Annotated in this window: 14 protein-coding genes; 5 read left to right on the forward strand and 9 right to left on the reverse strand. The window is 62.3% G+C overall.

The genetic code is table 11. The features are described 5' to 3' along the window. Window positions 1-3: 3 nt before the first annotated feature. Window positions 4-381 (reverse strand): hypothetical protein, encoded by a 378-nt coding sequence (locus V1278_RS36345; protein WP_334384000.1) that lies wholly within the window; start codon window positions 379-381, stop codon window positions 4-6. A gap of 178 nt (window positions 382-559) precedes the next feature. Here V1278_RS36345 and V1278_RS36350 point away from each other — a divergent pair, with 178 nt between their 5' ends. Beyond that, complete coding sequence (locus V1278_RS36350) at window positions 560-871, forward strand: putative quinol monooxygenase (protein ID WP_334384001.1); 312 nt, start codon at window positions 560-562, stop codon at window positions 869-871. Between the two features lie 2 nt (window positions 872-873). Here V1278_RS36350 and V1278_RS36355 read toward each other — a convergent pair whose 3' ends face one another. The 7 genes from V1278_RS36355 to V1278_RS36385 form a co-directional block, all read right to left on the reverse strand. Then, window positions 874-2,151 (reverse strand): RNA polymerase sigma factor, encoded by a 1,278-nt coding sequence (locus tag V1278_RS36355; RefSeq protein WP_334384002.1) that lies wholly within the window; start codon window positions 2,149-2,151, stop codon window positions 874-876. Window positions 2,152-2,182: 31 nt separating this feature from the next. Beyond that, window positions 2,183-2,581 (reverse strand): YciI family protein, encoded by a 399-nt coding sequence (locus tag V1278_RS36360; protein WP_057842092.1) that lies wholly within the window; start codon window positions 2,579-2,581, stop codon window positions 2,183-2,185. A gap of 127 nt (window positions 2,582-2,708) precedes the next feature. Next, complete coding sequence (locus tag V1278_RS36365) at window positions 2,709-3,410, reverse strand: AprI/Inh family metalloprotease inhibitor (protein ID WP_334384003.1); 702 nt, start codon at window positions 3,408-3,410, stop codon at window positions 2,709-2,711. Beyond that, the gene (locus V1278_RS36370; protein ID WP_334384004.1) at window positions 3,410-4,399 is read right to left on the reverse strand and encodes a 2-hydroxyacid dehydrogenase; all 990 of its coding nucleotides are present in this window, start codon (window positions 4,397-4,399) and stop codon (window positions 3,410-3,412) included. Before V1278_RS36370 ends, V1278_RS36365 begins: the two co-directional genes overlap by 1 nt. Continuing rightward, complete coding sequence (locus V1278_RS36375) at window positions 4,399-5,187, reverse strand: ABC transporter permease (RefSeq protein ID WP_334384005.1); 789 nt, start codon at window positions 5,185-5,187, stop codon at window positions 4,399-4,401. Before V1278_RS36375 ends, V1278_RS36370 begins: the two co-directional genes overlap by 1 nt. Beyond that, complete coding sequence (locus V1278_RS36380) at window positions 5,184-5,996, reverse strand: ABC transporter ATP-binding protein (protein WP_334384006.1); 813 nt, start codon at window positions 5,994-5,996, stop codon at window positions 5,184-5,186. The genes V1278_RS36375 and V1278_RS36380 overlap by 4 nt, the downstream gene beginning before the upstream one ends. A gap of 6 nt (window positions 5,997-6,002) precedes the next feature. Then, a complete protein-coding gene (locus tag V1278_RS36385; RefSeq protein ID WP_334384007.1) occupies window positions 6,003-7,022 on the reverse strand; it encodes an ABC transporter substrate-binding protein in 1,020 nt (339 codons plus the stop codon). A gap of 114 nt (window positions 7,023-7,136) precedes the next feature. Between V1278_RS36385 and V1278_RS36390 the strand changes: the two genes are divergently transcribed. From V1278_RS36390 to V1278_RS36405, 4 genes are all read left to right on the forward strand, one after another. Beyond that, on the forward strand, window positions 7,137-7,985 hold the full coding sequence (locus tag V1278_RS36390; protein ID WP_442894656.1) for a creatininase family protein: 849 nt from the start codon (window positions 7,137-7,139) through the stop codon (window positions 7,983-7,985). Window positions 7,986-8,137: 152 nt separating this feature from the next. After that, entirely contained in the window at window positions 8,138-8,395 is a 258-nt protein-coding gene (locus tag V1278_RS36395; RefSeq protein ID WP_028351026.1) for a hypothetical protein, read from the forward strand. 440 nt (window positions 8,396-8,835) lie between these two features. Next, complete coding sequence (locus tag V1278_RS36400; RefSeq protein WP_334384008.1) at window positions 8,836-10,839, forward strand: carbohydrate porin; 2,004 nt, start codon at window positions 8,836-8,838, stop codon at window positions 10,837-10,839. An 18-nt stretch (window positions 10,840-10,857) separates the two neighbouring features. Next, entirely contained in the window at window positions 10,858-11,208 is a 351-nt protein-coding gene (locus tag V1278_RS36405; RefSeq protein ID WP_334366177.1) for a DUF3147 family protein, read from the forward strand. Between the two features lie 34 nt (window positions 11,209-11,242). Here V1278_RS36405 and V1278_RS36410 read toward each other — a convergent pair whose 3' ends face one another. After that, window positions 11,243-12,874 carry an FMN-binding glutamate synthase family protein gene (locus tag V1278_RS36410; RefSeq protein ID WP_334384009.1) on the reverse strand — a complete coding sequence of 544 codons (1,632 nt, stop codon included), beginning with the start codon at window positions 12,872-12,874 and terminating at the stop codon, window positions 11,243-11,245. Window positions 12,875-13,082 lie beyond the last annotated feature (208 nt).

Raw genomic sequence — 13,082 nt, forward strand, 5'->3', positions numbered from 1 at the left:
CGCTCACGGCGCGACCCATCGTTGCACCGCCTCGGCAGTGTCGGCCGGTGTGGTGTTAAAGCAGATGCGCGTTTGCGGCGCGACGAGATGAACCAGATTGATGATCCGCTCGAACAAGTGCAGCCGCTCTCGCGGCTCGCGCAGCCCGGCGCCGATCATGACGCAGTCATAATGCTTTGCGCCCAGCGCCGCGGCGGCGACGGCTTCGGCGGTATCGCCGAGATCGATCAGGCAGCTATCGGCCTCATAGCCCATCGCGCGAAGCTGCTCGATCTGAGCTCCAACATAACTCGTCATCAGTTCGGCCGTGAGCCCCGGGAAAGCGCTAAAGTCGACGAAGGAAGGCTCGATGCCGATGGCGAGCACGGTCTTTTTGGCCATGCGGCTGCTCCAGGCAAAATTATCTCCGGGGAAACGCGCGCATCGTCGAACAGGTTCCGGCTTCGACATTGACATCATTATTCGACATTTGCCGAAGCATTCTTGTCGCAAGATCAGCCATTGTGATCCGCATCGCCGCTCCAACGAGCACGTGCTGAACGTTTCACAGGAGAACATCATGGCTGCTACCAACAACGCAAACCAGGACCTGATCGTCACCGCATTCTGGGAGGTCAATTCGGGTGAGGAAGCCACCGTCGCGGAGCTTCTGAAAGATTTTCTGCCGCAGGCACAGCGTGAGCCCGGCGTGAAGGCATTCCAGATTCACCAGAACATCGCAAAGCCACGAGAATTCTTCTTTTACGAGGTATTCGCAGGCGAAGCGGCCTTCGCCGAGCATCAGCAGACCGACCACTTCAAGAACATCATTCTCGGGCAGGCGATTCCGAAACTCGCCAAGCGCGAGCGGTCGCAATTCCGGTTCATCTGAAGTCAGAACGGCTTCGGCGCGCCACTGCTCGTCTCAGTGGCCCGCCGCCGCAACAATTCGCGTTCGCGCTTGTTGGTTGCAAGTGTTGACGCGAGCTCGAACGCAGCGCGGGCTTCTGCAACGCGGCCGAGTTTGTGCAGCAGATCGCCGCGGACGCTTGGGAACAGGTGATAGGTCTTCAGCGCGGGCTCGCCGGCCAATCCGTCCACGATCGCAAGCGCAGCCGCCGGCCCTTCGGCCATGCCGATAGCCACGGCCCGGTTGAGCTCGATGATCGGCGAGCGCACCAGCGCACCCAGTTTGGCGTAGAGTTCGGCGATACGCGGCCACTCTGTTTCATCAGGTGTAACGGCCCTGGCGTGACAGGCGACGATCTCAGCCTGCAGTGCATAGAATCCGCCCGCTCCGCCGAGCTCGTAGGCTCGTGCCAGCGCCAGCAATCCCCGCCGGATCTGCAGCCGGTCCCAGAGCGCGCGGTTCTGGTCCATCAGAAGAATCGGATCGCCGGCTGCGTCGGTGCGCGCCGCGGTGCGCGAAGCATTCAGCTCCATCAGCGCGAGCAGGCCGTGGGCTTCAGCTTCCTGCGGCGCCACCAGCGTCAGCACACGGCCCATGCGCAGCGCGTCGTTGCAGAGCTGCGGCCGTAGCCATTCGTCGCCGCGGGCGGCCGTATAGCCTTCGTTGAAGATGAGATAGACGACCTCCAGCACCGAGGCGAGCCGTTCCGAAAGCTGCACGCCGCGTGGCGTTTCGTAGGCCAGTCCGGATTCGGACAGCGTCCGCTTCGCCCGCACGATGCGCTGGGCGATGGTCGCTTCCGGCTGCAAGAAAGCGCGCGCGATCTCTTCCGTGGTCAGACCGCAGATCATTCGGAGCGCCAGCGCCGCGCGCGCCTCGCGCGACAGTTTTGGATGGCAGGCGGTGAAGATCAGCCGCAGCAACTCGTCACCAATATCGTCGTCGAGTGCGGCGTCCAGATCCGGCATCGCCTGTTGCTCCTGCTCGAGGTCGCGCGTCAGCATCTCATGCTTGCGTGCGAGCATGCTGCGGCGGCGCAGATGATCCAGCGCACGGCGCTTGGCCAGCGCCATCAGCCACGCCCCGGGCTTCTCCGGCACGCCGCTGGCGGGCCAATGCTCCAGCGCCGCGACCAAGGCTTCCTGGGTCAAATCCTCCGCCAGCGGCACGTCGCGCAGCATTCGCGACAGACCCGTGATCAGGCGCGGCTGTTCGATGCGCCAGACCGCGAGGATGGTGCGATTGACGTCGGCGGCCGTCATCGCCGCCGACCAGATCGGCTATGCCGCGCCATCAGGCGTGTGCGGGGGATTCGACGTCGCCGCAGGTCGTTTCCAGGCCGTGGCCGGCCATGGCGCGCAGCTCGCAGGTGCCTTCCCAGCCGGGCATGTGGTCGAGATGAAGCTGCATGAATTCCTGGGCCATGGCGAGCGCTTCCGCCTTGTCGCGGAACTCGAAGATGGCGTAGCCACCGACCACTTCCTTGGCCTCCACGAACGGGCCGTCGGTGACTCGCAGCTTGCCGCCGTCGATCGAGACCCGCGCCCCCTGCTGCAACGGGGTCAGCCCGCCCATGTCGATCATCCGGCCGGCCTTGATCTCGCGTTCGGCAAGCTTGCCCATCGCTTCCATCAGGGCGGGCGTCGGGGCCTTCATCGGTTGCGGGGAGGTAACGATGGACATGAAGCGCATGAACAACTCCTGTGCTGCGAGTTGGCGGCATCAGGCCGGCCATTCCGTCTCGCTACAGGGAACGACGATCCGGCCACGGCCGGATCGACATGCGCTTGTAAAAAAATCCAGGCCCCGGGGATACCGGCTACTGTCCCCGGATCATGATCAGGGGATCGGCGGTATCGGGCACCTTCCGCCACTGCGCATTGTCGTCGGCCTCGAATTGCCAGGTCTCGCCTTTGGCCGACATCAGGATCATCTGTCCGCGCTCCAGCCGCCATTGGTTTGGCGCGAAGGCCGCAACCGCCGGATCGCATTTCGGCTTCAGGAACACCTGGAAATTATCCCCGGTCGCCTCGGTGTTGGTCAGCGTCAGGCCGCAGACCGTCTGCCCATTGCCGCGAACCATCGACCAGTCACCGATCATCTGGTCCATCGACTTGGCGAGCGAGCGGGCGGCAGCGAGGTTCTGCAGGATGTAGACACCCTCGCCGGTCCGCAGGCCCTCGAAAATGCCGCTCTCCACTTCGGTGAAGTCGATCACCGGCTGGCCTGCCGCGTCCTGCAGCCGCACGATGTCCAGCCCCTTGATGTTCCAGGCCGTAATGTCCTTGGTGAACGGCAATGCCTTGGCGCAACCGGGCTCAAGCTCGAGCTTGAGCCCTTGCGGCGTCGCATCGCCCTTCATCGTGATGACGCAAGTCTTGCTGCGCTCGGTGGTGGCAAGTTCCCACTGCCCGATCATTTCCTTCTTCAGCGCCGCGGCATCCTGCGCCGCCACCTGCGGCGCAAGCGCGAGCAGCACTGTCAGCGCTGCTGCCGTAATGCCCGAACGCCCAAGCACCATCAGCGTCCCTTCACTGGGGTTTCCGGAACAGGCGTCAGCGGCGCCTTGCCAGCAAACCAGTTTTTCAGGTTATCGACGACCAGTTGATCCATGGCGTTCCGCGTTACCACCGAAGCTGAGCCGATATGTGGCAATAGCACGACATTTTGCATGGCCATCAACTCGTCCGGCACGTTCGGCTCGTTGGCGAACACATCGAGCCCGGCGGCGAGGATGGTGCCGGATTTCAGCGCCGCGACCAGCGCCGGCTCGTCGACGACGGAGCCGCGCGCGACGTTGATCAAAACGCCGCGCGGACCCAGCGCCTGCAACACTTCGGCATTGATCATCTTGGCGGTCGAGGCGCCGCCGGGCACGATCACGACCAGCGTGTCCACGTCCTTCGCCATTTCCAGGAGATCGGGATAATGCTGGTAGGACACGGCCGGCGACGGATTGCGCGAATGATAGCAAACCGGCACGCGCGAGGCCTCCAGCCGGCGGCCGATCGCCTGGCCGATGCGACCCATGCCGACGATGCCGATCTTGCGGTCGCGCAGCGAACCGGCGCTCAAGGGATAGTTCTGGGTCTGCCACTGGCCGGCGCGCAGATACCGGTCGGCCTTGACGAATTCGCGCAAGGTCGCGATCAGAAGCCCCATCGCGACATCGGCGACTTCTTCCGTCAGCACATCGGGCGTGTTGGTGACGACGATATTGTGCTCGCGCGCATAGGCCGAGTCGACGTGGTCGTAGCCGACGCCGAAGCTCGCGACGATTTCAAGATTCGGGAATTGCGACAGCGCCTTCGCGTCGGCCGGCACCATGTGATAGGTGACCGCCATGCCGCGGATTTTTGCGACCGCATCGGGCGTCAAGCGTTCGAGGTCGGCGCGGCTCTCCGCCATATGCAGGACGTACTGATCCGGAAAGCCGGTTTCCAGGATCGGCCTGACAGGTCCGTAGATCAACAGATCGATCTTCTCGGACGAAATATTCGCGGCAGCCATCAATTTTCCTTTCCAAGCGCGCTCTCATGCCAGCGCCGTAGTACCAGATGCGAAACTAGCGCCAGCAGCCCATAGATGACAATCCCGGCCACCGACAGCAACAACAACGCCGCGAACATTCGGGGAATGTTGAGGCGATAGCCGGACTCGGCGATCCGGAAGGCAAGGCCGGAGCCGGCGCCTGCCGTGCCCGCGGCGATTTCGGCGACCACGGCGCCGATCAGCGACAGGCCGCCCGCGATCCGCAAGCCACCGAGAATGAACGGCAGCGCCGCCGGCAACTTCAGGAACCGCAACGTCTGAAGCCGTGACGCGCCATAGAGCTGAAACAGCCCGGCCAGGTTGCGGTCCACCGAATTCAGCCCGAGCGTGGTGTTGGACAGAACCGGAAAGAAACCGACGATCCAGGCGCAGACAATGACCGCAGTCTGCTGCGGCAGATAGATCAGCAACAACGGCGCAATTGCGATCACCGGCGTGACCTGCAGGATCACCGCATAGGGAAACAGCGAATATTCCAGCCATTTCGATTGGTTGAACACCAGCGCCAGCGCGACGCCGCCGACGGCTGCGGCGATGAAGCCTTCCAGCGTGGTGAGCAAGGTGACGCCCAGCGATTCCGACAGCACCGGCCAGTCGCTGACGAGCGTCTGAAAAACCGTTGTCGGGCTCGGCAGAACGTAGGGCTGGATATCGTTGACGCGGACGACGAATTCCCACAACGCCAGGCCCGCTGCGAGCACGACAACGGGAAGCAGCATGCGGCCGACGTTCTGCAGGGAACTCATGCGCTACGCTGCCCGGAATAGGAAGGCGCCAGTGCATTCGAGACCTCGCGGCAATAGCCGGCATAGTCGGCCGAGGTGCGAAACTCCTCGCCGCGCGGCTCCGGCGTCGCGATGCGAAACTCGGCACGGACGCGCCCCGGGCGCGCCGTCATCACGATCACCCGCTGCGACAGATAGACCGACTCGAATACCGAGTGGGTGACGAAAATGACGGTCTTGTGCAGCTTCCGCCACAGCGCCAGCAGATCGTTGTTGAGCCGAAAGCGCGTGATCTCGTCGAGCGCCGCGAACGGCTCGTCGAGCAGGAGAATGTCCGGATCGGTGACCAGCGCCCGCGCCAATGACACCCGCATCTTCATGCCGCCCGACAATTCGCGGGGGTATGCACCGGCGAATTCGGCAAGACCAACCTGCGCCAGCGCCCCCTCGATACGCCGGTCGGCTTCGGCCGGCGCCGCATGCGCAAGCTTCAGCGGCAGGCAAACATTGTCGCGCACGCTCGCCCACGGCATCAGCGTGGGCTCCTGAAACACAAAACCGATGGGATGTCGCCCATCCGCCTTGTTGGCGCGATGGGGAACGCTCACCGTACCCGCACTCGGCGCACCGAGCCCCGCGATCAGCCGCAGCGCGGTGGATTTTCCGCAGCCGGAAGGCCCGAGCAGCGAGACGAAGTCGCCCTTTGCGACATCAAGATCGAGCGGCCCCAGCGCGGTCACGCCATTGTCATAGGTCTTGCTCACCGCGCGCAGACGCACGGCAAGGCCCGCCGCATCGCTATCCATCTCCGACAAAGCGGGCCCGGCCATCTCGCGTCAGTTCTTCGGCCGCAGATCGAGACCGACGGCCTTGTTGACGAAGCGAAGCGTGTAGGCCTGGCGGTAGTCGATATCGCGGCGAACCACGCCGGCCCGCACCATCTTGTCGAAGAAGCTCGCCACGCGCGCGTCGTTCATGGCGCCGATGCCGTCGCGCAACGTATCGCCGGAATCGACGATGCCGTATTCCTTCATCTTGGCGACGGAATAGCTGAGCAGCTCGTCGGTCATTTCGGGGTTGATCTTCTTGATCATCGCGTTGCCGGCGGAATTGTCGCCGTAGAGATAGGTGTACCAGCCGATGACGGAGGCATCGACAAAGCGCTGCACCAGGTCCGGCTTCTTGTCGACGATCTCGCGGCGGGTCTCGATCAGCGTCGAATAGGCGTTGAAGCCGTGATCGGCGAGCAGGATCACGCCAGGCTTGAAGCCGGCTGCCTTCTCGACGGCGTAGGGCTCGGAGGTAACGTAACCCTGCATCGCGCTCTGCTTGTTCACGATGAAAGGCTGCGGATTGAAGGTGTAGGGCTTTACCTTGCTCTCGCTGAACCCATATTCGGACTTCAGCCACTGGAAGTAGCTCGCGACACCTTCCTTGGACACCAGCAGCGTCAGCGGCTTGAGATCTTCGAGTTTTGCAATCCTGGTTTCCGGATGGGTGAGGAATACCTGCGGATCCTTCTGGAAGATCGCCGCGACCGCAATCAGCGGCACGTTGTTGGCAACGGCGTCGAACGATTGCAGCGTGTTCGCGCTCATGAAGAAGTCGAGCTTGCCGGCGGTCAGCAGGATGCGGTTGTTGGTGTTGGGCCCGCCGGGAACGATGGTGACGTCAAGGCCGTATTTCTTGTAGGTGCCGTCGGCGACCGCCTGGAAGAAGCCGCCATGCTCGGCCTCGGCGACCCAGTTGGTTCCGAACGACACCTTGTCGAGGGTTTCGGCACGCGCTTGCGTCGGTCCTGCGGCCAACGCCAGAAGACCTGCGGTTAACGCTCGCAGCAAAAAGGCCGGGTTCATGGTTGGACTCCGTCGATCATTCTGGCCCATGATGAGAGACTAAGGACAACGTCCCCAGGAGGTTTTGTCCGGGGATCGGACCATCCTCGGACTATCTAACAAACTACCCTGCAAATTCATCCAAAGAAACGCTTCGCTCGATGGCCTCAACCGTTTCCGCCCCGCGACTGGACCGACATCCGCTGGTCCGACATTGCCAAGAATGGCGCTAAGGCCGACGCCGCGCGCTGGATCGCGGTGCTGCCATTGGCAGCCACCGAACAGCACGGCCCGCATCTGCCGCTGGAAACCGATGTCCTGATCGGCGAGGCCTATCTGGCGCGGGTGCGCGAGCTGTTGCCCGTCGCGCTGCCCGTCACATTTCTGCCGCTGCAGCCGGTCGGCATCTCCACCGAGCACATCGATTTTCCGGGCACGCTGACGCTGCCGACCGAGGCCGCATTGAAGGAGTGGATGGCGATCGGCGAGCGCGTTGCGCAAGCCGGCATCCGCAAGCTTGTGATCGTGACGAGCCATGGCGGCAACAGCGCGGCGATGTCGCTGGTCGCGCAGGATCTGCGCGCCCATCACGGGCTGCTCGTGGTGACCACGAGCTGGTCGCGCTTCGGCACGCCGGATGGATTGTTTTCGGCGGAAGAGCTGCGTCACGGCATTCACGGCGGCGCGGTCGAGACCTCGATCATGCTGGCGCGCTATCCGCACACGGTGCGGAGCGAGGCGATCGCCGATTTTCGCCCCGCCAGCATCGCGATGGAGAAAAAATTTCGTTGGCTCTCGGCGCATCGGCCAGTCCCTTTCGCGTGGCAGGCGCAGGACCTTAACGAAAGCGGCGCAGTGGGCGACGCCACCAAAGCCACTGCGGAGAAGGGCGAACAACTGCTCGATCACGGCGCGCGGGCGTTCTGCGAACTGCTCGATGACGTCGACAAATTCGATCCGGAATTGTTTCTTCGTGAAGCATAAAATCGCGATTTATTCTCCTAACCATCTGAAATATCTAAGAAATAAACGACGAAACCATATTTCCGGCCACCGCCTCGAACCGCCTTTCAACGTGCTCCGTCCAACTGGGCATGCGGACCACAATGGCCGCTAACACAAGGATGGAGACTTCCATGTCGATCAAGACCAAGTTCGCCGCTCTCGCTCTCGCTACCCTTGCCGTTACCGGCGGCATGGCTTCCACACAGGCTCAGGCCAAGCCGCTGCACTGGGGTGTCGGCGCCGGCCTCGTTGGCGCAGCCATCGTCGGCACTGCCATCGCAGCTTCGGGTCCCCATTACTACTATGACGGCTATCGCCGCTGCGGCTGGGTTCGCCAGTTCGACGCTTTCGGCAACTACATCGGCCGCGTCCGGACCTGCGCTTACTGATTTCTGCGGCTGACTTGGTTGCTGTTTGAGAAGCGATTTCCTTGCAGGCAAACCACTTCAGACCCTGGCGCTTCTCGTGGATCAGCGTCCGGCACGGGCGCCTCATCCACCCCCGTGCCGCACCCGACCCGCCCGGTTGTCCCCCCGGGCGGGTCACCTTTTTGAATCCCGGCGCACCGGCCGATGTTGCAGCCATGTCACGTAACGATGTCATTTAGACGAAGCAGTTCAATGCTTCTTGCAATTGCGAATTGTTCCCAACAAAGCTCGCAAAGCGGATTGCGCTCCTGCTCGATCCGGCTTCGGCCGGGAACAGCCGCTAATCCACAAAAAGAGGGCTGGGCCGATGATTTCAGGCGATCTCTTTGGTGGTAGCGCGCCGGCAAATCTGCAGTGATAAGAGCGACCGCCGGAACGTTAGCGCCCAGAGTACCCACACGATGACCCGTCGCAGCCGATCCCGCGAGTATCTGCTGGCAGGCGTAGGCCTGAGCCTGCTCGCATTCGACGGCGTTGCCACCGCTGCAGATATGCCGTTGAAGGCACCGGCGCTGAGCGCCGTCTACAACTGGAGCGGCTTCTATCTCGGCGGCCATGTCGGTTATGGCGGCGGCAGCTTTGGCCCTGATACCAATCCCCTGCCGCTGCAAGGCGTGTTTTTTCCCCACAGCATCACCGGCCTGATCGGCGGCTATCAGGCCGGCTACAATTTTCAGCTCCCGAACAACCTGGTGTTGGGGGGCGAAGCGGATGTTTCGTTCCTGAGCACGCTGGATCGTCCGAGGCTTGCGCCGGCTCCCTTCAACACGACCTTCGACTATATTGCCACGGCCCGGGGCCGCGTCGGTTACGCCTTCGGAACGCTGTTGCCCTATGTGACCGGCGGCGTCGCCTGGGCCCGGACCCATGTCGACATCAATGATGTCGACGGAAGCGTGTTATCTACGCGCGGGCATACACATCTCGGCTGGACCGCAGGCGCTGGCGTCGAGTATGCCGCCGACGCCAGATGGAGCGCAAAACTCGAATACGACTACATCGATCTGGGAGCCCGAGCCTATGGGCTTGCGGACGTGCCGCTGCCGGACGTCAGGGTCGATCCGAAGGTCCATACGGTCAAGCTCGGATTGAACTACAAGATCTGGGACGGGCCGGGTTCTGCGACATCGAGCGATTACGCCATCAGGCCACCCACCCCTCCCGCGTCCAAGGACTGGAACGTCCACGCCCAGACGACATTCCTTCCGCAGGGCTATCCAAGCTTCCGCTCGCCGTATCAAGGTACGAACAGCCTACCGGGCGCCGGACGCGTCAGAGAGACCTGGACGGTCGGAGCCTTTCTCGGCTGGCGGTTGTGGGACGGCGGAGAGTTCTATTTTGGTCCGGAGCTTGCGCAGGGCTTCGGAATCGGCGGCACATTAGGCCTGGCAGGTTTTTCAAACGGCGAAGCGCAAAAAGGCGGCGCCGAATATCCGAGATTCCGCGCACAGCGCTATTACTTCCGGCAGACGTTCGGGCTGGGCGGCGAACAGGAAGAAGTGGCCGATGCGGCCAATCAGTTGCCGGGCAAGCGCGACATCGACCGGATCACGGTGACGGTCGGGCGATTTGCCGTCGGAGATTTTTTTGACGGCAATTCCTACGCAAAAGACCCGCGTGTGGATTTCATGAACTGGGCAATGTGGGCGTCCGCGGCCTATGACTTTCCGGCCGATCTCCCCGGATTTACCCGCGGCGCGGTGGTCGAACTCAATCGCAAGGACTGGGCCGTGCGCGCGGGCGTGTTTCAGGTGCCCTCTGCTCCCAACAGCGATGTCCTCACCTTCAAGACCGGCGGAGCTGTTGTCGAATTCGAAGAACGTCACACTGTGTTCGATCAGCCCGGCAAATTGCGGCTCGGCATCTTCGCCAATCGCGGCAATACCGGCAACTACCGCAATGCGCTGGCGATCAGCGCCGCAGATCCGACGCTCGACATCAACGACATCATGCCCAGCATCCGGCGCGAAAACCTGAAATACGGTTTCTACGTCAACGCCGAACAACAGATCATGAATGATGTCGGCCTGTTCGCCCGCGCGAGCTGGAACGACGGCCGCAACGAAATCCTGTCCTTTACCGACATCGACCGCAGCGTCTCGGCAGGCCTGTCAGTCAAGGGCAGCTATTGGGGACGCCCGAGCGATACATTCGGTTTGGGCGGCGCAATCAATGGTCTCTCTAGCGCGCACCGCGATTTCCTGGCGGCCGGCGGTCTCGGCCTGCTGATCGGCGACGGTCGTCTCAACTACAGTAACGAACGAATCCTCGAGACCTACTACGCCTACGCCATCGACAAGAACTTCACGCTCACCGCCGACTACCAGTTCATCACCAATCCCGCCTACAATGCCGACCGCGGCCCGGTCCATGTGTTCTCCGGCAGGCTGCACGGAGAGTTCTAGTGCCCCTTGAGGCACCCCATGCTTTACTTCGTGATCAAATGCGCCCTGTCCGGCATTATCATCGCGGCGGTGTCGGAAATCGCCAAGCGCAGCCCGGCGTTCGCTGCGCTCATCGTGTCGTTGCCGCTGCTTTCGCTGTTGAGCTTCCTGTGGCTCTGGCACGACACCGGCGATGCGGAGCGCATTGCCGGTGTGGCGGAATCGACGTTCTGGTACGTGCTGCCGTCGCTACCGCTGTTCCTGATGTTGCCGGCGCTGCTCAGGGCGGGCGTGGGCTTCTGGCCCAGCCTCGCCGCCGGCTGCGCGGTGACGATTGCTCTTTACTTCCTCACCGCCTGGATGCTCGCCAAATTCGGCATTCGCCTTTGAAGCGGCAGGCGGCAGCCGGGAAACTGTTAGGATTTTATCCCGCCGGCTGAAACGAATCTGCGCGCGCCATCGCCCATGCATCGCGGAAGCGCGGATCCTGGGTGCCTTCGATCAACTCGCCCGGACGCAGCGACGGATAGAGTTGCGCGAATGACAACGTGTCATTCGTGGAGGATCGCTGCGAGAAGTGGATCGGCCGCAATTGCCGCGGATGGTCGAGGCCGGCCGCGGCGATAAGCTCGGACAGGGCGTGCAGGGTGGCGTGATGATAGTTGTAGACCCGCTCAATCTTGTGCGGCACCACCAGCGCGCGGGCGCGGAGCGGATCCTGGGTGCTCACGCCAGTCGGGCATCGATCGGTATGGCAGCTCAGCGACTGGATGCAGCCGAGCGCGAACATGAACCCGCGCGCAGAATTGCACCAGTCGGCGCCGATCGCCATCGCACGCGCCATGTCGAATGCGGTCGCGATCTTGCCGGCGGCACCGATCTTGACGCGGTCACGCGCATTGATGCCGATCAGTGCATTATGGACGAAATTGACGCCTTCCCGCATCGGCATACCCAAATGGTCCATGAATTCCAGCGGCGCAGCACCGGTGCCGCCTTCATTGCCGTCCACCACGATGAAATCAGGATATATCCCGGTTTGCAGCATCGCCTTGCAGATCGCCAGGAATTCCCAGGGATGACCGACGCACAGCTTGAACCCGGCCGGCTTGCCGCCGGATAGTCGCCGCATCTCGCCGATGAAAACCATCATTTCCAGCGGCGTCGAGAACGCGCGGTGCGTGGCCGGCGAAATGCAATCCTCGCCCATGGGGATACCGCGAATTTTGGAGATCTCTTCAGAGACCTTGGCCGCCGGAAGGACCCCGCCATGTCCGGGCTTGGCTCCTTGGCTGATCTTGAGTTCGACCATCTTGATCTGATCGTCGCTGGAGACGCGGACAAATTCTTCCGGGTTGAATGTGCCGTCGCGGTTGCGGCAGCCGAAATAGCCCGAGCCGATTTCCCAGATGATGTCACCGCCGTGCTCGCGGTGGTAAGGACTGACGCCGCCCTCGCCGGTGTCATGCGCAAAGCTGCCCTTTTTCGCACCAGCGTTCAGCGCCCGCACGGCGTTGGGGCTGAGCGCCCCAAAACTCATCGCCGAGATGTTGAAGACCGAGGCCGAGTACGGCTTGGTGCAATCCGGACCACCGATGGTGACGCGAAACTGCTCGACGGCACGAGCCTTCGGCAACATCGAATGGTGCATCCATTCATAGCCGTCGCGATAGACGTCCTCCTGGGTGCCGAACGGCCGCTTGTCGAGCTCCATCTTGGCACGCTGATACACCAGAGCGCGGGTGTCGCGGGAAAACGGCTTGCCGTCCTTCTCGCTCTCGAAGAAGTACTGCCGTATCTCCGGACGAATTTCTTCGAGCAAAAAACGAATGTGCGCCGAGATCGGATAATTGCGCAACACCGCGTGGTTCTTCTGCAGGAGATCGCGAATGCCCAGCAATGTAAACGCGCCGAAGATCACGATCGGCAGCAGCAGCAACTCCCACACTTTCAGATTATTGTCGAAGATCCCGATGCCGATCAGCAATGCCGTGATGACGGCGCAGATCGTCAGCACGATGTAGCGTGGCGAGAACGGAAGCAGCAGCGTTTCCATGGAACCCCCTCACCCAAATTATCCTTGCCGGACGGCAGCTTAGTCCAATCGCCGGAACGGGCGCTACACGATATACGGAGCGACCTTCACGGAAGTGACGGCAGCTTGAAAAATAAACGGGATGCTCCCGGTCCGAATGAACCTGTCGCCTTTTTGCAGTGCAGCGTAATGGCGTGGAGACGAGTGCAGTCCTTGCCGCACAACCTCA

Source organism: Bradyrhizobium sp. AZCC 1577 (genome assembly GCF_036924575.1).
In the GTDB taxonomy this organism is placed as follows: domain Bacteria; phylum Pseudomonadota; class Alphaproteobacteria; order Rhizobiales; family Xanthobacteraceae; genus Bradyrhizobium.

Bases quoted from the DNA above. Each gene is read 5' to 3' on its own strand.
- V1278_RS36345 (WP_334384000.1), bottom strand. From the start codon at position 381: ATGGCCAAAAAGACCGTGCTCGCCATCGGCATCGAGCCTTCCTTCGTC.
- V1278_RS36350 (WP_334384001.1), top strand. From the start codon at position 560: ATGGCTGCTACCAACAACGCAAACCAGGACCTGATCGTCACCGCATTC.
- V1278_RS36355 (WP_334384002.1), bottom strand. From the start codon at position 2,151: ATGACGGCCGCCGACGTCAATCGCACCATCCTCGCGGTCTGGCGCATC.
- V1278_RS36360 (WP_057842092.1), bottom strand. From the start codon at position 2,581: ATGCGCTTCATGTCCATCGTTACCTCCCCGCAACCGATGAAGGCCCCG.
- V1278_RS36365 (WP_334384003.1), bottom strand. From the start codon at position 3,410: ATGGTGCTTGGGCGTTCGGGCATTACGGCAGCAGCGCTGACAGTGCTG.
- V1278_RS36370 (WP_334384004.1), bottom strand. From the start codon at position 4,399: ATGGCTGCCGCGAATATTTCGTCCGAGAAGATCGATCTGTTGATCTAC.
- V1278_RS36375 (WP_334384005.1), bottom strand. From the start codon at position 5,187: ATGAGTTCCCTGCAGAACGTCGGCCGCATGCTGCTTCCCGTTGTCGTG.
- V1278_RS36380 (WP_334384006.1), bottom strand. From the start codon at position 5,996: ATGGCCGGGCCCGCTTTGTCGGAGATGGATAGCGATGCGGCGGGCCTT.
- V1278_RS36385 (WP_334384007.1), bottom strand. From the start codon at position 7,022: ATGAACCCGGCCTTTTTGCTGCGAGCGTTAACCGCAGGTCTTCTGGCG.
- V1278_RS36395 (WP_028351026.1), top strand. From the start codon at position 8,138: ATGTCGATCAAGACCAAGTTCGCCGCTCTCGCTCTCGCTACCCTTGCC.
- V1278_RS36400 (WP_334384008.1), top strand. From the start codon at position 8,836: ATGACCCGTCGCAGCCGATCCCGCGAGTATCTGCTGGCAGGCGTAGGC.
- V1278_RS36405 (WP_334366177.1), top strand. From the start codon at position 10,858: ATGCTTTACTTCGTGATCAAATGCGCCCTGTCCGGCATTATCATCGCG.
- V1278_RS36410 (WP_334384009.1), bottom strand. From the start codon at position 12,874: ATGGAAACGCTGCTGCTTCCGTTCTCGCCACGCTACATCGTGCTGACG.